The sequence below is a fragment of the Allobosea sp. FG18 genome, assembly GCF_057809495.1.
In genome coordinates this window covers 52,222-75,237 of sequence record NZ_JBMDKB010000004.1, presented here as the reverse complement: position 1 = coordinate 75,237, position 23,016 = coordinate 52,222, and the positions used below count along the sequence as shown (strand labels likewise).

The 23,016-nt window shown below is 66.8% G+C and carries 19 protein-coding genes; 15 read left to right on the top strand and 4 right to left on the bottom strand.

Annotated features, from left to right (window positions below):
- Positions 1 to 197 precede the first annotated feature (197 nt).
- The 3 genes from ACODTJ_RS06175 to pyrH all read left to right on the top strand — a co-directional run bounded on the left by ACODTJ_RS06175 (position 198) and on the right by pyrH (position 3,125).
- Positions 198 to 1,190 carry a 30S ribosomal protein S2 gene (locus tag ACODTJ_RS06175; RefSeq protein WP_454657099.1) on the top strand — a complete coding sequence of 331 codons (993 nt, stop codon included), beginning with the start codon at positions 198 to 200 and terminating at the stop codon, positions 1,188 to 1,190.
- Between the two features lie 194 nt (positions 1,191 to 1,384).
- Positions 1,385 to 2,308 (top strand): translation elongation factor Ts, encoded by a 924-nt coding sequence (gene tsf / locus ACODTJ_RS06170; RefSeq protein ID WP_454657098.1) that lies wholly within the window; start codon positions 1,385 to 1,387, stop codon positions 2,306 to 2,308.
- Positions 2,309 to 2,417: 109 nt separating this feature from the next.
- The gene (gene pyrH / locus ACODTJ_RS06165; RefSeq protein WP_257732981.1) at positions 2,418 to 3,125 is read left to right on the top strand and encodes a UMP kinase; all 708 of its coding nucleotides are present in this window, start codon (positions 2,418 to 2,420) and stop codon (positions 3,123 to 3,125) included.
- Positions 3,126 to 3,288: 163 nt separating this feature from the next.
- Here pyrH and ACODTJ_RS06160 read toward each other — a convergent pair whose 3' ends face one another.
- Entirely contained in the window at positions 3,289 to 3,702 is a 414-nt protein-coding gene (locus ACODTJ_RS06160; protein WP_454657097.1) for a VOC family protein, read from the bottom strand.
- A 250-nt stretch (positions 3,703 to 3,952) separates the two neighbouring features.
- Between ACODTJ_RS06160 and frr the strand changes: the two genes are divergently transcribed.
- From frr to lpxB, 11 genes are all read left to right on the top strand, one after another.
- The gene (gene frr / locus ACODTJ_RS06155; protein ID WP_454657096.1) at positions 3,953 to 4,516 is read left to right on the top strand and encodes a ribosome recycling factor; all 564 of its coding nucleotides are present in this window, start codon (positions 3,953 to 3,955) and stop codon (positions 4,514 to 4,516) included.
- A 122-nt stretch (positions 4,517 to 4,638) separates the two neighbouring features.
- On the top strand, positions 4,639 to 5,397 hold the full coding sequence (locus ACODTJ_RS06150; RefSeq protein WP_454657095.1) for an isoprenyl transferase: 759 nt from the start codon (positions 4,639 to 4,641) through the stop codon (positions 5,395 to 5,397).
- Positions 5,394 to 6,221 carry a phosphatidate cytidylyltransferase gene (locus ACODTJ_RS06145; protein ID WP_454657094.1) on the top strand — a complete coding sequence of 276 codons (828 nt, stop codon included), beginning with the start codon at positions 5,394 to 5,396 and terminating at the stop codon, positions 6,219 to 6,221. The genes ACODTJ_RS06150 and ACODTJ_RS06145 overlap by 4 nt, the downstream gene beginning before the upstream one ends.
- 5 nt (positions 6,222 to 6,226) lie before the next feature.
- Entirely contained in the window at positions 6,227 to 7,408 is a 1,182-nt protein-coding gene (dxr, locus tag ACODTJ_RS06140) for a 1-deoxy-D-xylulose-5-phosphate reductoisomerase (protein WP_454657093.1), read from the top strand.
- Between the two features lie 133 nt (positions 7,409 to 7,541).
- Positions 7,542 to 8,690, top strand: coding sequence for an RIP metalloprotease RseP (gene rseP, locus ACODTJ_RS06135; RefSeq protein WP_454657092.1), 1,149 nt, complete (start codon positions 7,542 to 7,544; stop codon positions 8,688 to 8,690).
- 216 nt (positions 8,691 to 8,906) lie between these two features.
- The gene (gene bamA, locus ACODTJ_RS06130) at positions 8,907 to 11,405 is read left to right on the top strand and encodes an outer membrane protein assembly factor BamA (RefSeq protein WP_454657091.1); all 2,499 of its coding nucleotides are present in this window, start codon (positions 8,907 to 8,909) and stop codon (positions 11,403 to 11,405) included.
- A 129-nt stretch (positions 11,406 to 11,534) separates the two neighbouring features.
- Positions 11,535 to 12,596, top strand: coding sequence for a UDP-3-O-(3-hydroxymyristoyl)glucosamine N-acyltransferase (gene lpxD, locus ACODTJ_RS06125; RefSeq protein WP_454657090.1), 1,062 nt, complete (start codon positions 11,535 to 11,537; stop codon positions 12,594 to 12,596).
- Between the two features lie 194 nt (positions 12,597 to 12,790).
- Entirely contained in the window at positions 12,791 to 13,249 is a 459-nt protein-coding gene (fabZ, locus tag ACODTJ_RS06120; RefSeq protein WP_454657089.1) for a 3-hydroxyacyl-ACP dehydratase FabZ, read from the top strand.
- A gap of 35 nt (positions 13,250 to 13,284) precedes the next feature.
- Positions 13,285 to 14,094: an acyl-ACP--UDP-N-acetylglucosamine O-acyltransferase gene (gene lpxA / locus ACODTJ_RS06115; protein ID WP_454657088.1), complete on the top strand. Its 810-nt coding sequence runs from the start codon at positions 13,285 to 13,287 to the stop codon at positions 14,092 to 14,094.
- Positions 14,091 to 14,960 carry an LpxI family protein gene (locus ACODTJ_RS06110; RefSeq protein WP_454657087.1) on the top strand — a complete coding sequence of 290 codons (870 nt, stop codon included), beginning with the start codon at positions 14,091 to 14,093 and terminating at the stop codon, positions 14,958 to 14,960. The genes lpxA and ACODTJ_RS06110 overlap by 4 nt, the downstream gene beginning before the upstream one ends.
- A complete protein-coding gene (gene lpxB, locus ACODTJ_RS06105) occupies positions 14,960 to 16,132 on the top strand; it encodes a lipid-A-disaccharide synthase (protein ID WP_454657086.1) in 1,173 nt (390 codons plus the stop codon). The genes ACODTJ_RS06110 and lpxB overlap by 1 nt, the downstream gene beginning before the upstream one ends.
- A 286-nt stretch (positions 16,133 to 16,418) precedes the next feature.
- Here lpxB and gltA read toward each other — a convergent pair whose 3' ends face one another.
- Both gltA and gltX read right to left on the bottom strand, forming a co-directional pair.
- Positions 16,419 to 17,708 (bottom strand): citrate synthase, encoded by a 1,290-nt coding sequence (gltA, locus tag ACODTJ_RS06100; protein WP_454657085.1) that lies wholly within the window; start codon positions 17,706 to 17,708, stop codon positions 16,419 to 16,421.
- Between the two features lie 536 nt (positions 17,709 to 18,244).
- A complete protein-coding gene (gltX, locus tag ACODTJ_RS06095; RefSeq protein ID WP_454657084.1) occupies positions 18,245 to 19,666 on the bottom strand; it encodes a glutamate--tRNA ligase in 1,422 nt (473 codons plus the stop codon).
- A 153-nt stretch (positions 19,667 to 19,819) separates the two neighbouring features.
- Between gltX and ACODTJ_RS06090 the strand changes: the two genes are divergently transcribed.
- Positions 19,820 to 22,111, top strand: coding sequence for a ComEC/Rec2 family competence protein (locus tag ACODTJ_RS06090; protein ID WP_488847868.1), 2,292 nt, complete (start codon positions 19,820 to 19,822; stop codon positions 22,109 to 22,111).
- Here the strand turns inward: ACODTJ_RS06090 and lexA are convergent.
- Positions 22,105 to 22,818: a transcriptional repressor LexA gene (gene lexA, locus ACODTJ_RS06085; RefSeq protein ID WP_454657082.1), complete on the bottom strand. Its 714-nt coding sequence runs from the start codon at positions 22,816 to 22,818 to the stop codon at positions 22,105 to 22,107. The two genes, ACODTJ_RS06090 and lexA, sit on opposite strands and share 7 nt — an antisense overlap.
- Between the last annotated feature and the right edge of the window lie 198 nt (positions 22,819 to 23,016).

The following is a 23,016-nucleotide window of genomic DNA, read 5'->3' as shown; positions in this document are numbered from 1 at the left end:
ATCCGCATGGGCCTTATCACGACGCGTTGCCGGCTTTCTCGGTCGAGCCGGCTTGCAATGAAGCGCCATCCCCTGTAAGGCGCAGCCCATCCCACATGGAGCGCATCGCCTCGATTTCCCGAGGCGTTCCGGTGACGTGGCAGCTCATGCCTTGTTCATTCGCGCTCCAGAGGCTCAACCGGAAGGACTAGAACACCATGGCTCTGCCTGATTTCTCCATGCGCCAGCTCCTCGAGGCCGGTGCCCATTTCGGCCACCAGGCCCACCGCTGGAACCCCAAGATGTCCCCGTACATCTTCGGCGTCCGCAACAACATCCACATCCTCGACCTGTCGCAGTCGGTGCCGATGCTGCACCGCGCCCTGCAGGCCGTGTCGGACACCGTCGCCCGTGGCGGTCGCGTCCTCTTCGTCGGCACCAAGCGCCAGGCGCAGGATGCCATCGCCGATGCCGCCAAGCGTTCGGCCCAGTATTATGTCAACTCCCGCTGGCTCGGCGGCATGCTGACCAACTGGAAGACCATTTCGGCTTCGATCCAGCGCCTGCGCAAGGTCGACGAGCTGCTCAACGGCGGCGGCTCGGGCCTGACCAAGAAGGAGCGCCTGATGCTGTCGCGTGAGCGCGACAAGCTTGAGAAGGCTCTGGGCGGCATCAAGGACATGGGCGGCACGCCGGACATGATCTTCGTGATCGACACCAACAAGGAAGCGCTCGCGATCAAGGAGGCCCAGCGCCTCGGCATCCCGGTCGCCGCGATCGTCGACTCGAACTCGGATCCGGATGGCATCACCTTCCCGGTCCCGGCCAATGACGACGCCGGCCGCGCCATCCAGTTCTATTGCGACCTGATCGCCCGCTCGGCGATCGACGGCATCGGTCGCGCCTCGGGCGACCAGGGCATCGATATCGGCGCCGCCGAGGCGCCGGTCGTCGAGGAGGCTCTCGAGACCGCTTCGGGCGCCTTCGAGACGCTGACCGCCCCGCGTGGCGCTCCGGACGATCTGACCAAGCTCTCGGGCATGGGCCCGGACGCGGTCCAGAAGCTGAACGACGGCGGCATCTACCACTTCTGGCAGATCGCTGCGATGACCCCGGCCGACGTGACCAAGATCGACCACGACCTGAAGCTCGGCGGCAAGATCGACCGCGAGGGCTGGGTCGCCCAGGCTCGCGATCTCGCCGACGCGTAATTCGGTTAGCGGTTGCGGCGCGTCATCGGCGCGTCGCAATCGGGCCTCTCGATTGACGCCGGCTTCTAGACGTTAAGAGGACGCGCCGACGGCCGGAAACGGAGCGTCGGCGTTTCCCCATGCAGGCGTCCGCATCATTCCGATCCGTGGCCGGCCCTCGGGCCCGCGCCGCACCGACAGCAAGGACAAGACAGATGGCAGCGATCACCGCCGCGATGGTGAAGGAACTCCGCGACAAGACCGGCGCGGGCATGATGGATTGTAAGACCGCCCTCTCGGCGACCGACGGCAACATGGAAGCCGCCGTCGACTGGCTGCGCGCCAAGGGCCTGTCGAAGGCCGCCAAGAAGGCCGGCCGCGTCGCCGCCGAGGGCCTCGTCGCCGTCACCGTGCAGGGCACCGAAGGCGTCGTCGTCGAGGTCAACTCCGAGACCGACTTCGTCGCGCGCAACCCGGAATTCCAGGCGCTCGCCAAGACCATCGCCGATGTCGCGCTGGAGCGTGGCGGTGACGTCGAGGCGCTGCTCGGCCATCACTATCCGGGCGGCGGCACCGTCCAGGAGGCGGTCTCCAACGCCATCGCCACCATCGGCGAGAACATGACGCTGCGCCGCGTCGCTGCGCTCAAGGTCTCCTCGGGCGTGGTCGGCTCCTATGTCCACGGCGCGATCACCGAGGGCCTCGGCAAGATCGGCGTCATCGTCGCCCTCGAGTCGACCGGTAAGTCGGACGAGCTCGCTACGCTCGGCCGCCAGCTCGCCATGCATGTCGCCGCGACCAACCCGGTCGCGCTCGATCTCGCTTCGGTCGCCCCGGAAGTCCTGGAGCGCGAGAAGGCGATCCTGGCCGAGAAGAATGCCGGCAAGCCCGCCCATGTGCTCGAGAAGATCACCGAGAGCGGCCTGAAGAGCTACGCCAAGGAATATTGCCTGCTCGAGCAGGCCTATATCCATGACGGTTCGAAGTCGGTCGCGCAGGTCCTCAAGGAGATCGAGGGCAAGGTCGGCGCTCCGGTGGCGCTGAAGGGCTTCGCCCGTTTCGCGCTCGGCGAGGGCATCGAGAAGGAAGAGCAGGATTTCGCGGCCGAGGTCGCTGCCGCCGGCGGCACCACGGGCTGATAAGCTCCGTATCAAGTCACAGAAAGGCCGCGCATCGCGCGGCCTTTTTTGTAGGAAGATAGGGCTGCGTCGAATCGCGGCCGGCCCCCAACATGACGGAGAGACATCGATGAGACCCCAACGCGTTCTCGTGAAGCTCTCCGGTGAAGCCCTTGCGGGGCCCGTCGGAAACGGCCTCGACGGCGTCACGCTGACGGCGCTCGCGGCCGACATCGCCCATGCCTCGCGCGAAGGCGTCGAGATCGGCATCGTCGTCGGCGGCGGCAATTTCTTCCGCGGCGTCCAGGGCCTGAACAAGGGTCTCGACCGCACCACCGCCGATTCGATCGGCATGCTCGGCACGGTCATGAACGCGCTCGCGCTGGAGCATGCGATCGAGGCGGCCGGCGCCCCGGCGCGCGCCATGTCGGCGGTGCCGATGCCCTCGCTCTGCGAGAGCTATGCCCGCAAGCGCGCGCTCGACCATCTCAGCAACGGCAAGGTCGTCATCCTCGGCGGCGGCACCGGCAATCCGTATTTCACCACGGATACGGGCGCGGCCCTGCGGGCGGCCGAGCTCGGCTGCAGCCATCTCCTCAAGGCGACGCAGGTCGACGGTGTCTACAGCGCCGACCCGAAGAAGGATCCGGCCGCGACCCGTTACGACACGCTGACCCATGAGGACGCGATCAAGCGCGACCTCAAGGTGATGGACACGGCCGCCTTCGCGCTCGCCCGCGATGCGAGCCTGACCATCGTCGTCTTCTCGATCGCCGAGCCCGGCATGCTGGCCGCCGTCCTGCGCGGCGAGGGCAGGGCGACCTACGTCACGCCCTGAGGCGCTGACGGACAACACCGCGAGCCCTCATCCTGAGGAGGCATTTCGTCAGAAATGGCGTCTCGAAGGATGCTTCAGGAGGCTCCTGGACCCTCTGGAGCATCCTTCGAGACGCGCCTGCGGCGCTCCTCAGGATGAGGGCTGCGGAAGATCGGAGTCATTGTCAGTAGGTCCGCCACAGGCCCGGCGTCGCCAGCTCCAGCAGATGCCCGTCCGGGTCGCGGAAGTAGAGACTCGTGCCGCCGCGCTCCCATTGCATGCGCCCCTCCACGGCGATGCCGCGTTCCTCCAGCCTGGCCTCCCAGGCCGGGAGTTCGTCGGCATCGATCGCAAAGGCGATGTGAAGCGGCCCGTTGCCGTCATGCGGCGGGATCGTTCCCCCGGCCGCGCTCTGGGTCTGGAGCGAGGCGCCGCGCTGGAACAGCAGCAGCACATTCGCGCCGCCGACATCGTAGGCGAAGAGCGTTTTCGTCTTGAGCAGCGGCGCAAGGCCGAGCTTGTCCTCGTAGAAGGCGCGGGCGCGCTCGAGATCGTCGACATAGAGCGCGGTCTCGACGATGCGGTTGAGGCGAGGCACGTGTTTTCTCCATGGTCCCGCGCAGGCGGTGCTGGCCGGCGAGCGGGCCGGCCTCTAGGATGAGATGGGCATCCGGGGGGCTGCGAACCAGCGGGTTGCGCTGCCAACCGGCCCTGATCCGCCCGCATCGACGCTTTTCCCTTGCCCAATCCGGGGGAACATGCTGTTCGAACATGTAAATCTTGACCCTGCGCGGCCCCGCCGCCATGGTCTCGCCGATTTTGAATTACCTGCAAAGGTTCCGATTGAAATGGCCCAGACGACGTTCGACCTCGCCGACATCAAGCGCCGCATGGCCGGTGCGGTGCAGTCCTTCAAGGGCGATCTCGCCTCGCTGCGCTCCGGCCGCGCATCCGCCAACATGCTCGACCCGATCATGGTCGAGGCCTATGGCGCCCGCACCCCGCTCAGCCAGCTCGCCACGGTGAGCGTCCCCGAGCCGCGCCTGCTCAGCGTGCAGGTCTGGGACCGCTCGATGGTCAACGCCGTGGACAAGGCGGTCCGCGAATCCGATCTCGGCCTCAACCCGCAGACGGAAGGGCAGGTGCTGCGCATCCGCATCCCCGAGCTGAACGAGCAGCGCCGCAAGGAGATGGTCAAGGTCGCGCATAAATACGCCGAGGAGGCCAAGATCTCGGTGCGCCATGTCCGCCGCGACGGCATCGACGTGATCAAGAAGCTCGAGAAGGACGGCGACATGACCAAGGACGATGCCGCCCGCAATTCCGACCTCGTCCAGAAGGCGACCGACCAGCATATCGGCGAGATCGACCAGGCGCTGGCGGCGAAGGAAAAGGAAATCCTGCACGTCTGATCTCCTGCACGTCTGATCTCCTGCAAGTCTGATCTCCTGGACGTCTGATTTCCTGGACGTTTGATCTCCCGCGCGGGGACCTCCCGCGTTCCTTCGGCCGAAGCCGAGCGAGGCTCATCCGCATGTCATCCGGTCAGCGCGACGCAGGCGTGTCCAACCCGGCCCATGTCGCCATCATCATGGACGGCAACGGGCGCTGGGCGCAGATGCGCGGGCTGCCGCGGCAGGAGGGACACCGCCGCGGGCTCGACGCGCTGCGCCGCACCGTGCGCAATGCCAGCGATCTCGGCATCCAGGTCCTGACGCTCTACAGCTTCTCCACCGAGAACTGGCGCCGGCCCTATGCCGAGGTTTCCTTCCTGATGGGGCTGCTCAAGCACTTCGTCGAGAAGGACCTCGCCGAGCTCTCGGCCGCCAATGTCCGGGTCCGGATCATCGGCAGCCGCGACGATCTGGCGGCCGACCTGCGCCGTCTCGTCGAGCACGCGGAAACCAGCACCCGCGCCAATACCGGTCTCGTGCTGGTCATCGCCTTCAACTACGGCTCGCGCGATGAGATCATGCGCGCCACGCGGCGGCTGGCGGCCGATGCCGTGGCGGGGCGGATCGACCCGGCCGCGATCGACGAGGCCGCGATCGCCCGTCAGCTCGATACCCATGACCTTCCCGATCCCGAACTGGTCATCCGCACTTCGGGCGAGACTCGGATCTCGAATTTCCTGCTCTGGCAGGCGGCCTATGCCGAGTTCATCTTCGCGCCGGTGATGTGGCCCGATTTCGATCGCGCGGCCTTCGAGGATGCGTTGGCCCAGTACCGCCAGCGCGACCGCCGTTTCGGCGGCCTGTCCGCTCCCTCCGACCGCAGCGTGGGCGTCGCGTGAATGCGCCGAACCCCTCCGCGCCGCGAACGAACTCCGAGCTGAAGCTCAGGGTCGCCTCGGCGCTGGTCCTCGGAGCCCTGATCCTGCTGGTTACGCTCTGGGGCGGCTGGCCCTTCCGGCTGGTCTGGATTCTGGTCGCGGGGCTCGTGGCCTATGAGTGGCTGGCGATCATCGGCCGCGGCAATGCGATTCCCGCCGGCATCGCGGTGGTCGCCACCGGCCTGGCGCTGACCTTTTCCCCGGCAAGTCCCGCAGCGCTCGCGGGCACGGCTTCGGCCGCTGCCCTTCTCGGCGCACTCGCGACGCCTTTCGTGCGCTCGCGCCTGACGCTGGAGCTCTGCGGTGTCGCTTATGCGCTGGCCTTCGCACTGATCACGCCCGCATTGCGCGATCTTCCGGGTGTTGGCCTCGCCTTGATCCTGTGGAGCTTCGCTGTCGTCTGGCTCACCGACATCGCCGCCTATTTCACAGGCCGCAAGCTTGGCGGTCCCAAGCTGATGCCGGCGGTCAGCCCCAAGAAGACCTGGTCGGGCGCGATCGGGGGGGCCGTGGCGGGGATGGTCGGCGGCTATCTCGTCTGGCGCCTGGTGCCGGCGCTGCAGGGCATGACGGCGGCAGGGCCGGTGGTTGCGGCCTCCCTTGCCGGTTCGATCGTCAGCCAGGCGGGAGACCTGTTCGAATCCGCGCTCAAACGCCGCTTCGACACCAAGGATTCGAGCAAGCTCATTCCCGGCCATGGCGGTTTCCTCGACCGGCTCGACGGTTACTGGGCTGTGCTGGTATTGGCCGGCTTCGCGCTCTTCGCCCTGCATCTCGACGTTTGATCCCGATGCCCTTGCGCAGCGTCACGCTTCTGGGAGCAACCGGCTCCGTCGGACGTTCGGTCCGCGACGTCGTCGCCGAGAATCCCGGGCGCCTGTCCATCGCGACCGTGGTCGGCGGCCGGGATGCGCAGGCGCTGGCTCGTACCGCGGTCGAGACCGGCGCATCCTTCGCAGCTTTGGCCGATGCCGCAGGCGGCGCGGCGCTCAAGCAGGCGCTCTCCGGCACGGGGATCGCGTGCGGGGCCGGGCGTTCCGCCGTGCTGGAGGCGGTCGACCGCCCGGCCGATATCGTGGTCAGCGCGATTTCCGGCGCGGCCGGGCTGGAGGCGACTTTCGCCGCGCTCCAGCCGGGGCGCGCGATCGCGCTCGCCAACAAGGAAAGCCTGGTCTGCGCCGGTGGGGCGGTGATGGCGCGTGCTGCTGAGGTCGGTGCCCGTTTGCTGCCGCTCGATTCCGAGCACAACGCCCTGTTCCAGGTCCTGGGGGCCGAGCCTCTCTCATCGATCCGCAGCATGACGCTGACCGCTTCCGGCGGCCCATTCCGGACCTGGAGCGCCGAGCGCATCGCCGCGGCGACGCCCGAACAGGCGTTGAAGCATCCGAACTACGCGATGGGCGCCAAGATCACGATCGATTCCGCCAGCATGATGAACAAGGGGCTCGAGCTGATCGAGGCCCGCTTCCTGTTCGATCTGCGGCCGGATCAGCTCGAGGTGCTCGTCCACCCCCAGCAGATCGTCCACGGCCTCGTGACCTTCCGCGACGGTTCGGTCAGCGCCGGCATGGCGGTGCCGGACATGCGGGTCGCGGCCGCGCATTGCCTCGGCATCGACGGCCGCCTCGACGCGCCGCCCCCGCGCTTCCTCGATCTGGCATTGGCAGCGCCGCTCAGCTTCGAGCGACCCGATCTCATCCGCTTCCCGGCACTCGGCCTCGCCATGGCTGCATTGCGCGAGGGCGGAGCGATGCCGGCCGTGCTCAACGCCGCCAATGAGGTCGCCGTCGCCGCCTTCCTGGAGCGGCGGCTCCGGTTTTCCGACATCGCCGTATTGGTGGAAGCGGTCTGCGCGGCGTCCGCCGCCGGATCGGAGGGGCCGGGCGATGTCGCGGCCGCGCTCGCCATTGACCAAGACTCCAGGCGGCTGGCTGCCTCGCTCTTGTCGCAAGCGCGGTTCACTGTCACCTAAAGGCTGTCATTGCATCGGACCGAAAAGCGGAATCCACTTTCCGGACAAGTCCGATGCAGCACCAATGAGTAGATCATCGTGATCGCATCCGATGCGGTGCGCGATGATCCAGGACCCCCGGGGGAATAGGTTCATGGAATTCGCAGCGTCGCTCTGGAATGCCGGGCAATTCGTGCTCGGCTATCTGCTGCCGTTCCTGTTCGTCCTGACCATTGTCGTTTTCGTCCACGAGCTCGGGCATTTCCTGGTCGGCCGCTGGTGCGGCGTCGACGTCAAGACGTTCTCGATCGGCTTCGGCCGCGAGCTCTTCGGCTTCAACGACAGGCATGGCACGCGCTGGCGTTTCGCGCTGATCCCGCTCGGTGGCTACGTCAAGTTCTCCGGCGATGCCGACGCCTCCAGCGCCCCCGACGATGATGCGGTCGGTCGGATGTCGGCGCAGGAGCGCGCGCGCTCCTTCCCGGCACAGTCGCTCGGTGAGCGGGCGGCGATCGTCGCGGCCGGCCCGGTCGCGAATTTCCTGCTGGCGATCCTGATCTTCGCCGGCTCGGCCTTCTTCTTCGGCAAGCAGGTGCTGATCCCGCGCGTCGACGCCGTCGTCGCCGGCAGTGCCGCGGAGCGGGCGGGCCTGAAGGCGGGCGACATCGTGATCGCCATCGACGGCCAGAAGGTCGCCAGTTTCTCCGACATGCAGCGCATCGTTTCGACCCGGCCCGAGGAACGCCTCGAGGTTTCGATCGAGCGCGACGGCGGGACCGTAACCTTGCCGGTGACGCCCGCGCTCACCGAGATGAAGACCCAGCTCGGCACGCAGCGCATCGGCGTGATCGGCGTCAGGGCCTCGCCGCGCCCGGAGGATTGGAAGGTCCAGCGATTCGGATTGCTCGAGTCCACCAAGGCCGGTTTCGTCGAGACCTGGTTCGTCGTAACCCGGACCTATGACTACATCGCCAAGCTGGTGACGGGGCGCGAATCCACCGACCAGCTTTCGGGGCCGATTCGGATCGCGCAGGTCTCCGGCATCGTCGCCTCGAATGGGGGGCTGCTCGGGCTGATCAACCTTGCCGCGATCCTTTCGGTCTCGATCGGCCTGATGAATCTCGTGCCGGTTCCCATGCTCGATGGCGGGCACCTGCTGTTCTATCTCTACGAGGCCGTGCGCGGCCGGCCGCTGAGCCCGCGGGCACAGGAGATCGGTTTCAGGGTCGGTCTGGCGCTCGTGCTGATGTTGATGTTGTTCGTAACCTGGAACGACATCGTGCACGTCCGCGGGATGCTCTGAAACCGCCGACGGGGCGGTGATTTGCGGCGGAAAAACGGCATGCTGCGTGGCCCGCCGGCAACGAGATTCCTAAAAACGCTTTATTAACGATGATCGCGGTTTGCACCCTGCTGGAAACTTTGTAGAAGCGTTTGAACCGCAATGTCCCCGTGCTGCCATCGGTTGATGGCGGTCCCCGTTTGGGGTGGTGACCAGAGAGATGGAATAGGCGACCCGATGACGTCGACCCAAAAGAGCCGGACGACCAAGCTGCGGCTCTCTCGATCGATCGGACTTTCGGCTTTGATGCTGGCCGTGAGTGGTGGTGTGGCTTTCGCGCAGGCCGTGGTTGTCCACGGCAATCGGCAGGTCGATGCGGAGACGATTCGCTCCTACGCCGTCGGCCGCGAAAATCCCCAGGAGATCCGCGAGAGCCTGCTGGCGACCGGTCTGTTCAGCAGCGTGCAGGTCAGCCGGCGCGGCTCGCAGACCGTCGTCTCGGTCAAGGAGCAGAGCGGCACGGTCAATCGCGTCGCATTCGAAGGTAACCGCAAGCTGAAGGGCGAGCAGCTGTCGCAGGTCGTGCAGTCGCGCGCCGGCGGCCCGGTCAGCCAGGCGCTGATCAACTCCGACGTCGAGCGCCTGCGTGAAGCCTATCGCCGGGTCGGCTACGGACTGTCTTCGGTGAGCGGCCGCGTGGCTCCGCTGCCGAATGGCCGCCAGGACATCGTCTTCACCATCAACGAGAGCGGCAAGACCGGCATCAAGTCGATCAATTTCAGCGGCAATCAGGCCTATTCGGCCGGGCGCCTGCGCGGGTTGATGACGTCGACGGAGTCGAACTTCCTGAGCTGGGTCAAGACCTCCGACGTCTATGATCCTGATCGCATCAATTCCGATATGGATCTCATCCGCCGCTTCTACCTGAAGAACGGCTATGCCGATTTCCAGATCGTCAACAGCGGCGCCCGCTTCGATGAGGCTGCCGGCGGCTGGGTCGTCGATATCCAGGTCGAGGAAGGTCAGCGGTATCAGGTCGGCAATGTCACGGTCGATTCCGCGCTACGCGATGTCGATGCCGCTGCCCTGCAGCGCTATGTCGCGACGTCGACGGGCGACACCTACAACGCCGAGGCGGTCGAGAAGTCGCTGGTTGCGCTCACCACGGAAGTGGCGCGCCGTGGCCATGCCTTTGCTCAGGTTCGTCCGCGCGGCGATCGCGATGCAGCGGGTCGCGTGATCGGCATCACCTATGTCGTCGACGAGGGTCCGCGGGTCTATGTCGAGCGCATCAACGTGCGCGGCAACACCCGCACCCGCGACTATGTCGTCCGTCGCGAGCTCGATCTCGGCGAGGGCGATGCCTACAACAAGGTCATGGTCGACCGCGCCGAGCGCCGCCTGAACAATCTCGGTTTCTTCACCAAGGTCCGCATCACCAACGAGCCGGGCTCTGCTCCGGATCGCGTCGTCGTCAATATCGACGTCGAGGACAAGGCGACCGGCTCCTTCTCGGTGGCCGGCGGCTACTCGACCTCGGACGGCGTCATCGGCGAAATCTCGCTGTCGGAGTCGAACTTCCTCGGTCGCGGCCAGTTCGTCCGTATCGCCGGCACGCTCGGCCAGCGGACGCAGGGTGTCGATTTCTCCTTCACCGAGCCCTATTTCCTGGGCTATCGCGTGGCGGCGGGCATCGACCTGTTCTCGAAGTTCAACGACAACTACAACACCGGCCGCTTCGAAAGCCGCGTGACCGGCGGGCAGGTGCGCTTCACCTTCCCGATCACGGAAGAGTTCTCGATCACGCCGCGTTACTCGCTCTACACGACCGAGATCGACATCCCGAACGAGATCAACCGGCCCTATAACGACTGTACCTACCCGATCCCGGGCGTCACGCCGAATGCCGGTGCCGGTGCGCTCTATAACTGCGTGACCAACGGCGAGGCGACGGTGGCGGTCAAGGAGGCCCAGGGCACGACCCTGACCTCGCTCGTCGGCCTGAACTTCAACTACAACTCGCTCGACAACGTCCAGAACCCGCGCAACGGTTTCTCGGCCGAGCTGAAGCCGGAATTCGCCGGTCTCGGCGGCGACTCGAAGTTCTTCCGCATCTCGGCCGATGCCCGCTACTACCGCGAGATCTTCGACGACGTGGTTGGCTTCCTGCGCGTCCAGGGCGGTCACGTCCAGGCGACCAGCGGCAACCTGCGCATGGTCGATCACTACTTCCTCGGCCCGTCGCTGGTGCGTGGTTTCGCGCCCTCCGGCATCGGTCCGCGCGACGTGCTGAACGACCCGACGGCGAACGCGGTGGGCGGCACGACCTATTTCGGCGGCACCGTCGAAGTGCAGTTCCCGCTCTTCGGCCTGCCGCGCGACCTCGGCCTGCGCGGTGCGCTCTTCGCCGATGCCGGTACACTGTTCAACTATGACGGCGGCTCGAAGTCGGTGGCCTTCGCTTGCCCGGCCGGCTCCGAGGCGCGCCAGTACAACGTCATCACCGGTGGCGCGCAGTCGAATATCGGCTGTATCCGCGACAAGAACATCCTGCGTTCGTCGGTCGGCGTGAGCTTGCTCTGGCAGTCGCCGCTGGGACCGATCCGGTTCGACTATGCCTATGCCCTGACCAAGGACGAAGGCCAGATCGGCCTCAATCCGCAGACGGGTCTGGTCGGCAAGTACGGTGGCGATCGCCTCCAGGCCTTCCGCTTCTCGGGCGGCACCCGCTTCTGACATAGCGGGGCTTTGGCATCGACCGGGAAGTGGCTCCCACTTCCCGGGACAAACCGATGCGATAACAATGACCTGGATCGCCATTCTCGCGCCTGTGGGATGGACGGCGATCCCGCTCCGGACCTGATCATGGCAGAGCCCGTTTTCTTTCCCTTCGCGACCTCGCTGGACTTCGGCGAGGTCGCAAGCATTTCAGGCGCAAGCTTGCCTGATGGCGTGGAGCCATCCCGCAAACTTGACGGCATCGCCGCGCTCGAGAACGCCGGCCCTGCCGATCTCGCCTATATGGACAATCCGAAATACACGGAGGCCCTGGCTGCGACCAAGGCGGGCCTGTGCCTCGTCTCGCCGCGTTTCGCCGATCGTGTGCCGGCGGGAACGGTGGCTCTGGTGTCGCCGGCGCCCTACCATGCCTTCGCGAAGGTGATGGCGCGCTGCTTTCCGAATGCGCTGAAGCCTGAATCGATCTTCGCCTCGCAGGGTGTCGCGCCGGGCGCCATCGTTCATGCCACCGCCGTGCTCGAAGCCGGCGTCACCGTCGATCCCGGCGCCGTGATCGGCCCGGGCGCGGAAATCGGCGCCGGGACCGTGGTGGCCTCGCATGCGGTCATCGGGCCGCAGGTCCGGATCGGGCGCAACTGCTCGATCGGGGCGGGCAGCACGATCCAGGCGTCCCTGATCGGCAATCGCGTTATCGTCCATCCCGGTGCGCGGATCGGGCAGGACGGCTTCGGCTTCGCGATGAGCCCCAAGGGGCATATGAAGGTGCCGCAGGTCGGCCGCGTCATCATCCAGGACGATGTCGAGATCGGGGCCAACAGCACGATCGACCGCGGCGCCAGCCGCGACACGGTGATCGGCGAGGGCACCAAGATCGATAACCTCGTCCAGATCGGCCATAACTGCGTGATCGGGCGCCATTGCGTGATCTGCGCCCAGACCGGCCTCGCGGGCTCCTCGACATTGGAGGATTTCGTGGTGCTCGGCGGGCAGGTCGGGTTGGCCGGCCATCTCACCATCGGCGTCGGCGCCCAGATCGCGGCGCAGAGCGGCGTCGCCGGCGATGTTCCGCGTGGTGCGCGCTATGGCGGGTATCCGGCTCAGCCCGCGCTCGGCTGGGCGCGCGAGACGGCGCTGCTCAAGACGCTGGTGGCCAACCGGGGCAAGAAGCCGGGCGCATCCCGGGATTGAGATGGGCGCTTCCGGCGGCGGACAGGGTCTTTCTGCTTCCGATGCTGAGAATTTTGTTGCTCAACCCGCTCTATTTCCGGCAAAGCGACGGCAGGCTTTGAAATCGTGGCAGGTTGCAGGGGCGTTGCCTGCTTCCAGTCGCTGAAGTGAAGACAAGGCGCGGCCCGGCGACGGCACGCGGGAGAAGACAGACCATGACTGAGGCGACGACTTCACTGGGTGTAATCGATATCCAGAAGATCATGGCCAGCATCCCCCACCGTTATCCGTTTCTGCTGGTCGATCGCGTCGTCGAGATCGACGGCGATACCTCCGGTGTGGGCATCAAGAACGTGACGGTCAACGAACCGCAGTTCACCGGCCATTTCCCGGAGCGGCCGGTGTTTCCGGGCGTGCTGATGATCGAGGCGATGGCTCAGACGGCCGGCGTGCTGGTCGTGAATGCCCGCGAAGTCGGCGCGCAGGAGGTTAAGTCCGTTCTTTTCACCACGATCGACAAGGCGAAGTTCCGCAAGCCGGTCACGCCGGGCGACCAGATCCGCTTCCACCTCACCAAGCTCGCCCGCAAGCGCAACATCTTTTTCTATCGCGGCGAGGCGCGCGTCGACGGGGTGCTCGTGGCCGAAGCCGAGATTTCGGCGATGGTCATTTGAGCGTTGCGACGGTTCAGGATCAGGGCAGCGTCTCGATGAGCGTATCCATCCATCCCATGTCGCTGGTCGATCCGAAGGCCCAGCTCGGTGCGGGCGTGACGATCGGGCCGTTCTGCCAGGTCGGTCCGGACGTCGTGCTCGGCGAAGGCGTCGAGCTCGTCAGTCACGCGGTCGTGGCTGGCCGCACCACGATCGGCCCGCGCACGCGCATCTTCCCCTTTGCCTCGATCGGCCATCCGCCGCAGGACGTGAAGTATCGTGGCGAGCCCTCGACACTGACGATCGGCGAGGATTGCCAGATCCGCGAGGGGGTTACCATGAACCCCGGCACGGAAGGCGGGGGCATGATCACCAGCGTCGGTGATCGCTGTTTCTTCCTGGCCAATTCGCATGTCGGCCATGACAGCCGCCTCGGCAACAACATCATCTTCTCGAACAATGTGATGTGCGCCGGCCATGTCACGATCGGCAACTTCGTCATCGTCGGTGGCGGTGCCGGCTTGCAGCAGTTCATCCGTATCGGCGACCATGCCTTCATCGGCGGCGGAGCCGGCGTGCTGAGCGATGTCATTCCGTTCGGTACCATTCGTGACAACCCCGCCCATCTTGTCGGCTTGAATCTCATCGGCCTCAAGCGGCGCGGCTTCACGCGCGAGCAGATCCACGAGCTGCGCCGTGCCTATCGGTCGCTTTTCGCGGCCGAGGGAACTCTGACCGAGCGTGTCGAGGATGTCGCGGCCGAGTTCAGCGATGATCCTCTGGTCCATGAGATCCTGAATTTCATCAGGGAAGGCGGCGACAAGGCGCTCTGCACGCCGCGGGACGCCACCGTCGCGGATCGGTGAACACCGACCGTCCGGCTGATGCAGCCGCGCCGCGCGGCCCGCTCGCGATGATCGTGGGGAGCGGCGACTATCCGCTCCAGCTCGCCCGCATCGTGACGGGCAGGGGCGAGCGCCCCTATATCGCGGCGCTGGACGGGGCGGCCGATCCCGCCGCTTTCGGTGACGGCGCGGATATCAGGACATACCGCCTCGGCCAGCTCGGCAGCCTCCTCGAGGAGCTGCGCCGGCGCGGCATCGTCGACATCGTGATGCTCGGGGCTCTGCCACGGCCGAGCTTCGGCTCCCTGCGCCCAGAGGTTTCGACGCTGAAATACATGCCCCATTTCGCCAAGGCCTTTCTGGGCGGCGATGACCATCTGCTGCGCGGCGTGGTCCGTTTCTTCGAGATGCAGGGCTTTCGTGTCCATGGACCGGCGGATATCGCGCCAGAGATGACCGCGCCGCGCGGGGCGCTGGGCAGCCGGCAGGCCTCGCCGGAGCAGCGTGCCGAGCTCGAGCGTGGCTTCGCCTTGCTGGCGACGCTCTCGCCTTTCGATGTCGGTCAGGCCGCGATCTTGGCCGATCACCGTGTCGTCGCGATCGAGGCCGCCGAAGGCACCGATGCGATGATCCGGCGCGTGGCCGATCTCGTCGCACGCGGGCGCCTCAAGATTGGGAAAGGCGACGGCTTCCTCGTGAAAGTGCCGAAGACCGGTCAGGATCTGCGCGTCGACATGCCAGCCATCGGGCCGGACACCCTACGGAACATCGCCGAAGCCGGGCTCTCCGGTATTGGCGTCCGGGCCGGCGCGGTGCTGGTCGGCGACCGCGCCGCGCTGGGGCGGCAGGCGGACCAGCTTGGCCTCTTCGTCGAGGGCTTTCCCTGATGCGGCCGTTCCGTCTGGCGATCATCGCCGGCGAGGCCTCGGGCGATGCTCTGGCCCTGCGCTTTCTCGTCGCGCTGCGCGAGCGCATGGGCGATCGGCCGATCGAGCTTTGTGGCGTCGGTGATCACGGTTTGCCGGAAGCCGGACTGAAGTCGCTCTTTCCTCAGGCTGATATCGCCGTGATGGGCTTCGGCCCGGTGATCGCGCGCCTGCCTCTGCTGCTGCGGCGGATGGAGGATGCGGCACGCGGTATCGCGGAGTTCCAGCCTGATCTGCTCCTGACGATCGACAGCCCGGATTTCTGCCTGCGCGTCGCGAAGAAGGTGAGGGCGCGGGCGCCTTCCATTCCGATCGTGCACTGGGTCTGCCCCAGTGTCTGGGCCTGGCGCTCCGGCAGGGCACGGCGGATGGCGCCGCATGTCGACCGCATCCTGGCCCTGCTGCCTTTCGAGCCCGCCGCGCTCGCGCAGCTGCACGGCCCGGAAACCGTCTATGTCGGCCATCCCCTGATGGAACGTCTCGCCGAGATGCGCCCCGATGCGGAGGAGCAGCGTCGACGCGACAACGCCGGGCAGCCGGTCGTGCTCGTCCTGCCCGGCAGCCGGCGCTCCGAGATCCACCACCTGATGCCGGTCTTCGGCGAGGCGGTGGCGAAGGTTGCGGCAGCGGTGCCGGGCGCCCGCTTCGTGTTGCCGGCGGTGCAGCGGCTCCAGCCCCTGATCGCGGAAGCCGTGGCGCGCTGGCCGGTCGCTCCGGAGATCGTCACGGGCGAGGCGGCCAAGCTTGCGGCCTTCCGTGAGGCCCGCGCCGCGCTGGCGGCCTCGGGAACCGTGACACTGGAACTCGCCCTGTCGCAGATCCCGACCGTTGCGGCCTATCGCGGTGCCGGCTGGGAGGCCTTCCTGGCGCGGCGCCTCATCAAGCTGCCGAGCGTGATCCTGCCCAACCTGATCCTCGGCCGGAGCGTCGTCCCGGAATTCATCCAGGAAGAGGCGACCGCCGACGCTCTGAGCGGCCACCTGCTTGCCGCGATGGCCGAGGGCGACAAGCGTCAAGAGCAGCTCGACGGTTTCGCCGAGGTCGAGACCATCATGCGTTCGGCCGGACCTAGCCCGGCGGCGAACGCGGTTGCTGCGGCCCTGGCCATCCTGCCGGCGGAGCAGGCCGGCTAAGCGCTCCCGTCACCCATGGCCGCGGCTTCGAACCAAACGCTTGTCATTCCGGGGCGCGCCGCAGGCGCGAACCCGGAACCCACGACCGGGTGAGACATTTTGTGTCCGGTTGTTGCCCGCTCGCCCAGTCGTAGGTTCCGGGTTCTTCGCGCACGCGAAGCTCCGGAATGACAAATGTGGTGGCGTCCTGGACAGCGACCACCACGGCGATCGCAAGCTCTTCAACCCATGAAAAAGGCGCGGGGCTTTCGCCGCGCGCCTTTCCGGGTCGTCGATACCGCAGCGATCAGCGGCGGCCGATCGGGGTATAGTCGCGCTGGGCCGAGCCGGTATAGAGCTGGCGCGGGCGGCCGATCTTCTGGGACGGATCCTCGATCATTTCCTTCCACTGCGCGATCCAGCCGACCGTGCGGGCGACGGCGAAGAGCACCGTGAACATCGAGGTCGGGAAGCCCATCGCCTTCAAGGTGATGCCCGAATAGAAGTCGATGTTCGGGTAGAGCTTCTTCTCGATGAAGTACTCGTCGGAGAGGGCGATGCGCTCCAGCTCGACGGCGACGTCGAGCAGCGGGTCGTCCTTGATCCCGAGCTCGTTCAGCACCTCATGCGTGGTCTTCTGCATGATCTTGGCGCGCGGGTCGTAGTTCTTGTAGACCCGGTGGCCGAAGCCCATCAGGCGGAACGGATCGTTCTTGTCCTTCGCCTTGGCGATGTATTTCGGGATGTTGTCGACCGAGCCGATCTCCTCGAGCATCTTGAGCGCGGCTTCGTTGGCGCCGCCATGCGCGGGTCCCCACAGGCAGGCCGTGCCGGCCGCGATGCAGGCGAAGGGATTGGCGCCCGACGAGCCGGCGAGGCGCACGGTCGAGGTCGAGGCGTTCTGCTCGTGGTCGGCGTGCAGGATGAAGATCCGGTCGAGCGCGCGCGACAGCACCGGGTTGACCTTGTACTCCTCGGCCGGCACCGCGAAGCACATGCGCAGGAAGTTCGAGGTGTAGTCCAGCGAATTCAGCGGGTACACGAAGGGCTGGCCGACGGTGTACTTGAACGCCATCGCGGCAAGAGTCGGCACCTTCGCGATCATGCGCATCGAGGCGATCATGCGCTGATGCGGGTCGGAGATGTCGGTGGAGTCGTGATAGAAGGCCGACATTGCGCCGATCGAGCCGACCATTACCGCCATCGGGTGGGCGTCGCGGCGGAAGCCCTGGAAGAAGCGGGCCATCTGCTCGTGCACCATGGTGTGGCGCGTGATGCGATAATCGAAATCGGCCTTCTGCGCGGCCGTCGGCAGCTGGCCCTCGAGCAGCAGGTAGCAGGTCTCGAGGAAGTCGCCATGTTCGGCGAGCTGCTCGATCGGATAGCCGCGATAGAGCAGAACGCCCTTGTCGCCGTCGATATAGGTGATCTGCGACTCGCAGCTCGCCGTCGAGGTGAAGCCGGGATCGTAGGTGAACATGCCCGTCTGGGCGTAGAGCTTGGCGATGTCGATGACGGCGGGGCCGACAGACCCCTCCTTGATCGCCATGTCGACGGTCTTGTCGCCGACCTGGAGCTGGCTGGTATTTCCGCTCATCGATACCGATCCTTTCAAGGCTCGCTGCTGTTCCGCCCCGGTTTCGCCTCTCCGCGCTTTCGCGCCGGGCATCTCGCATCCGAAGGCCGCGAGGTGACGGCCGGATGTCGGAAGGAGAACGGGAGAGATGGTCCATGTGACTGAATTACAAGCAATATTCGTACACGCCCGCGTTGCCGCACCGCAATGCACTTGCGCGTCACTAGACCATTTGCGCAGTGCATTCAACCGAGCCAAAAGGCGGTTGGAACCGCGCTGCGCTCATATCTGCGCGAGCTGGTGCTCGATGGCCGACAAGGGCGCTTCCGACCCTGCGATTTTCTTGGGCTTGGTGTGGTTGAAGGCGCCGCAGCGGCGGGCCCGGAGGCCTCGCGCCACCGACTTGTCATTCCGGGGCGCGCCACGGGCGCGAACCCGGAACCTACGACTGGGTGAGGCATCAGGTGTTCGGTTGCAGGCGGCTCACCCGGTCGTGGATTCCGGGTTCTTCGCTACGCGAAGCCCCGGAATGACAGGGTGGCCCTGTTCGTCCTGCTTCACGCGGCCTGATCGGCGAGCCGGGCCAGCGTCTCTTCGCGGCCCAGAACCGCCATGACGTCGAACAGGCCCGGCGACATCGCCCGGCCGGTCAGCGCGGCGCGCAGCGGCTGTGCCGCCTGGCCGAGCTTGAGCCCGCTCTCCTCGACATAGGCGCGAACCGCCGCTTCCAGCGGGGCCGGCGACCAGTCGTCGACGGCGGCGAGCTTCTCCGCGATCTTCGGCAGGCGCTGGCGCGCGGCCTCGTCGAGCAGGCCCTTGGCCTTGTCGTCGAGCTGCAGCGGGCGCTGGGCATAGAGATAGAAGGCGCTGTCGAGCAGTTCGATCAGCGTCTTGGCGCGCTCCTTGAGGCCCGGCATGGCGGCGAGGAATTTTGCCTCCAGCTCCGGCGAGAGCGTGGCGCCGAGGCCGCGCGCCGGCCCGATCTCCGGCAGGATGACCTTGAGCGCGGCAAGCAGGTCCGCATCATCCGACTGACGCATATAGAGGCCGTTGAGGTTCTCCAGCTTGGCGTAGTCGAAGCGCGCCGGCGAGCGGCCGATCGAGGACAGCTTGAAGGCGTCGATCATTTCCTGGGTGGAGAACACCTCCTGATCGCCATGGCTCCAGCCCAGCCGCACCAGATAGTTGCGCAGCGCCGCCGGCAGATAGCCCATCGAGCGATAGGCATCGATGCCGAGCGCGCCGTGGCGCTTCGAGAGCTTGGCGCCGTCCGCGCCATGGATCAGCGGGATATGCGACATGCTCGGCACGTCCCAGCCCAGCGCGTCGTAGATCTGGGTCTGGCGGGCGGCATTGGTCAGGTGGTCGTCGCCGCGGATGATATGGGTCACGCCCATGTCATGGTCGTCGACGACGACGGCGAGCATATAGGTCGGCGTGCCGTCCGAGCGCAGCAGCACGAGGTCGTCGAGATTCTCGTTCTGCCAGACGACGCGGCCCTGGACCTCGTCATTGACCACGGTCTCGCCGGTCTGCGGCGCCTTGAGGCGGATGACGGGCTTCGCGCCTTCCGGCGCGGTCGACGGATCGCGGTCGCGCCAGCGCCCGTCATAGCGCAGCGGCTTGCCCTCGGCGCGCGCCTTCTCGCGCATCTCCTCGAGCTCGGCCGGGGTGGCATAGCAATGATAAGCCTTGCCGGCGGCAAGCATCTGCTCGGCGACTTCGCGATGCCGGGCGGCGCGCTGGAACTGGTAGACGGTCTGGCCGTCCCAGTCGAGCCCGAGCCATTCCAGCCCGTCGAGAATCGCGGCGATGGCGGCATCGGTCGAGCGTTCCCGGTCGGTATCCTCGATGCGCAGCAGCATCTTGCCGCCTTGCCGGCGGGCATAGAGCCAGTTGAACAGCGCGGTTCGGGCTCCGCCGATATGCAGGAATCCGGTGGGCGAGGGCGCAAAGCGCGTGACGACGGCGTTGCTCATGGGAGGGAACTCCGGCCGGGCGGCCAGGGCCGTCCGGGGCAAGACAGGGGAAGGGGCCGGATCGTGACATGACAACCGGCGCGCGCCCTGTAACATGGCTTTGCCGGAAACGCTAAGCGGTCAAATCGCAGCGCCGGCGGGGGAGAGCGGGCGATGCAGCCGGCACCGCCGGGGCAGGGGCAGGCACAGGGCCGGCGCGGCGCGCGCGCCGATGCCTTGCCGGCACGGCTCGGTGCCATGGCCCCGCTGGCGGCCAATCTTCGCCCGTTGCTGTGGCAGCTTTGGCTCCATCTCTCGCGGGGTTTCGCGCTGGAGGTCGAGAGGCGCCGGCCCTTCCTATGGCTGCCGATCGCGATGGGCGCCGGCATCCTGCTCTATTTCGCTGCCGATCGTGAGCCGGCATTATGGGCGCCGCTGCTCGGCTTAGGCTTGAGCAGCGCGGCGGCCTTCGCCCTGCGGAGGCGCCCTCTCGCGTCGATGACCTGCCTCGCGGCGGCGGCGGCCTTTCTGGGCTTCGTTGCCGGCGTCTGGCGCACGGACGATATCAAGGCGCCGATGCTGGAGCGGCCGCGCATCGGCGAATTGACCGGCTTCGTCGAGAGCGTCGAGGCGCGCGACAGCGGCGCGCGGCTCGTCATACTGGTGACCGATCTCGCCAATGTGCCGGTGGACCAGCGGCCGAAGCGGGTCCGCGTCAATATCCGGCAGGGCTCCGTCGCACCGGGGGACCACATCGTCGCAACCGCGCGCCTGCTGCCACCTCCGGGACCGGCGCGAGCCGGCGGCTACGATTTCGGCCGCGACGCCTTCTTTCGCGGGATCGGCGCCGTCGGCAGCATCTCCGGCAAGATCGCGCTGGCAGCACCGCCATATCCGCTGCCGGCGCGCCTCGCGCTCGACGTGACGATCGACCGCGCCCGCAATGCCCTGACCAAACGCATCGCCGAGGTCGGGGGCGGGCAGGGCGGGGCGGTTGCCGCCGCGCTCGTCACCGGCAAGCGCGGCCTGATCACCGAGGCCACCAATAACGACCTGCGTGCCGCCGGTATCTATCACATCGTCTCGATCTCCGGCCTGCACATGGTGCTCGCCGCCGGCACGATCTTCTGGCTGGTGCGCGCGCTGCTGGCCCTGTCGCAGACGGTGGCGCTGCACTGGCCGGTCAAGAAACTCGCCGCTGTGGCGGCCATGCTGGGCGCGACCGCCTATTGCATCTTCTCGGGCAGCGATGTCGCGACCGAACGCTCGCTGATCATGACGCTGGTCATGCTCGGCGCGATCCTGGTCGATCGCGCGGCGCTCAGCATGCGCAACCTCGCGCTCGCCGCCATGATCGTGCTGCTGCGCGAGCCGGAAGCGCTGCTCGGGCCGAGCTTCCAGATGTCCTTCGGCGCGGTCGCGGCGCTGATCGCCTTCGCCGAGCGCTGGGAGCGGAGAGATCGCAGCGAGCCGCCGTCGGCATTGCCTTGGCCGCTCGGGCCAATCTGGACGGCGGCGCTCGGCATCCTCGTCACCACCATGCTGGCGACCGCCGCGACCGCCCCCTTCGGCGCCTATCACTTCCAGACCTTCAACCCGTTTGGGCTGCTCGGCAACGCCATGGCGCTGCCCTTCGTCTCGCTTTTCGTCATGCCGGCAGCGGTGTTCGGCGTGCTAGCCTATCCGTTCGGGCTGGACTGGCCGGCCTGGGCCTTGATGGGGCTTGCCTCCGATGTCGTGCTTAAGGTCGCGCACTGGGTCGCGACCATCGACCATTCCACCGTGACGGTCGCAGCCTTCGGCCCGGTCGTGCTGGCCTGTTTCGCGATGGCTTTACTCTGGCTGACGCTCTGGACCACGGCCTGGCGCTGGCTGGCGGCCGTGCCGCTCATCCTCGGGGTCGCCATTGCCGGCAAGCCGGAGCGGCCGGAGATCCTGATCGAGCGCGACGGTTCCGGGCTTGCCGTGCGCGGTCCCGATGGACGCCTCGCCATCGCCGGCAAGCCCAGTCGCTTCGTCCTGCAGCAATGGCTCGCTGCTGATGGCGACAGCCGCTCGCCGGATGATCCGACATTGCGCACCGGCGTCACCTGCGACCGGCTGGCTTGCGTCGCGCAGACGACCGACAAGCGCACGATCTCGTACACGCGCGAGCGTCTCGCGATCATCGAGGATTGCCTGCGCGCCGATCTCGTCGTCACCGCCATTCCCTGGAGCGGGGCCTGCAAGGCCAGACTGGTCGAGCGGATGGCGCTATCACGCGACGGCGCGACCTCGCTCTACCGGACGGCGACCGGGTGGAACAGCCGAACCTCGGAGCCGACCGCAGCCGACCGTCCATGGACCCGCCGGCGCGAGCCTCGCCCTGCAGAGGTGGCAACCCGGCCGGTTGGTCAGCCCGCAACGGTGCAGCCTGCATCAGCCTCCGACAGTGAGGTCGACGCCGATGTCGAGCGCCTTCAGTAGCGTCGCATCAGATTGACGAGGCGGCCCTGGATCTTGACCCGGTCGGGGCCGAGCACGCGGGTCTCATAGGCCGGATTCGCCGCTTCGAGCGCGATCGAGGAGCCACGCTTGCGCAGGCGCTTCAGCGTCGCCTCCTCGTCGTCGATCAGCGCGACGACGATATCGCCGGTATTGGCGGTGTCCTGCTTGCGGATGACGACGGTATCGCCGTCGAGAATGCCGGCTTCCACCATCGAGTCGCCACGCACTTCGAGCGCGTAATGCTCGCCGGAGCCGAGCATGTCCGGCGGCAGCGAGACGGTGTGACTGCGGCTCTGGATCGCCGAGATCGGGGTGCCCGCTGCGATGCGGCCCATGACGGGAATGGCGATGGAATGCCGGCTGTCGTCCTCGACCGCTGCTGGCCGGGGCTTGGCGACGCTCGGCTGGGCGCCGAGACCGCCCTGCACGACGGCCGGGCTGAAGCGGGGTCGCGGCTGCGGGGCGCCGAACCCGTCCGGCATCTTGATGACTTCGAGCGCGCGGGCCCGATTTGGCAGGCGGCGGATGAAGCCGCGCTCCTCCAGCGCCATGATGAGACGATGGATGCCGGATTTCGAGCGCAGGTCGAGCGCGTCCTTCATTTCGTCGAAGGAGGGCGGCACGCCACTTTCGCGCAAGCGTTCCTGGATGAAGCGCAGGAGTTCGTGTTGCTTGCGTGTCAGCATGGTCGCCGCCAGCCCCTCAAAGCGCAGATTCGAAACAAAGCACGAACACCATACGCGTTCTGCTTGTGTTCCGCAAGCTGCTATGCCTTCGCGGAAGCGTGAGATAGCCGTATGGAAAACGCGCCGTCATTCCGGACAAGCCGCGTCAGCGGCGCCGATCCGGAATCCATCATGGAGCGCGGCGTTCTACGATGGATT

Bases quoted from the DNA above. Each gene is read 5' to 3' on its own strand.
- rseP (WP_454657092.1), top strand. From the start codon at position 7,542: ATGGAATTCGCAGCGTCGCTCTGGAATGCCGGGCAATTCGTGCTCGGC.
- tsf (WP_454657098.1), top strand. From the start codon at position 1,385: ATGGCAGCGATCACCGCCGCGATGGTGAAGGAACTCCGCGACAAGACC.
- lpxB (WP_454657086.1), top strand. From the start codon at position 14,960: ATGCGGCCGTTCCGTCTGGCGATCATCGCCGGCGAGGCCTCGGGCGAT.
- lpxD (WP_454657090.1), top strand. From the start codon at position 11,535: ATGGCAGAGCCCGTTTTCTTTCCCTTCGCGACCTCGCTGGACTTCGGC.
- ACODTJ_RS06175 (WP_454657099.1), top strand. From the start codon at position 198: ATGGCTCTGCCTGATTTCTCCATGCGCCAGCTCCTCGAGGCCGGTGCC.
- ACODTJ_RS06150 (WP_454657095.1), top strand. From the start codon at position 4,639: ATGTCATCCGGTCAGCGCGACGCAGGCGTGTCCAACCCGGCCCATGTC.
- fabZ (WP_454657089.1), top strand. From the start codon at position 12,791: ATGACTGAGGCGACGACTTCACTGGGTGTAATCGATATCCAGAAGATC.
- ACODTJ_RS06090 (WP_488847868.1), top strand. From the start codon at position 19,820: ATGCAGCCGGCACCGCCGGGGCAGGGGCAGGCACAGGGCCGGCGCGGC.
- dxr (WP_454657093.1), top strand. From the start codon at position 6,227: ATGCCCTTGCGCAGCGTCACGCTTCTGGGAGCAACCGGCTCCGTCGGA.
- lexA (WP_454657082.1), bottom strand. From the start codon at position 22,818: ATGCTGACACGCAAGCAACACGAACTCCTGCGCTTCATCCAGGAACGC.
- gltA (WP_454657085.1), bottom strand. From the start codon at position 17,708: ATGAGCGGAAATACCAGCCAGCTCCAGGTCGGCGACAAGACCGTCGAC.
- frr (WP_454657096.1), top strand. From the start codon at position 3,953: ATGGCCCAGACGACGTTCGACCTCGCCGACATCAAGCGCCGCATGGCC.
- pyrH (WP_257732981.1), top strand. From the start codon at position 2,418: ATGAGACCCCAACGCGTTCTCGTGAAGCTCTCCGGTGAAGCCCTTGCG.
- gltX (WP_454657084.1), bottom strand. From the start codon at position 19,666: ATGAGCAACGCCGTCGTCACGCGCTTTGCGCCCTCGCCCACCGGATTC.
- lpxA (WP_454657088.1), top strand. From the start codon at position 13,285: ATGAGCGTATCCATCCATCCCATGTCGCTGGTCGATCCGAAGGCCCAG.
- bamA (WP_454657091.1), top strand. From the start codon at position 8,907: ATGACGTCGACCCAAAAGAGCCGGACGACCAAGCTGCGGCTCTCTCGA.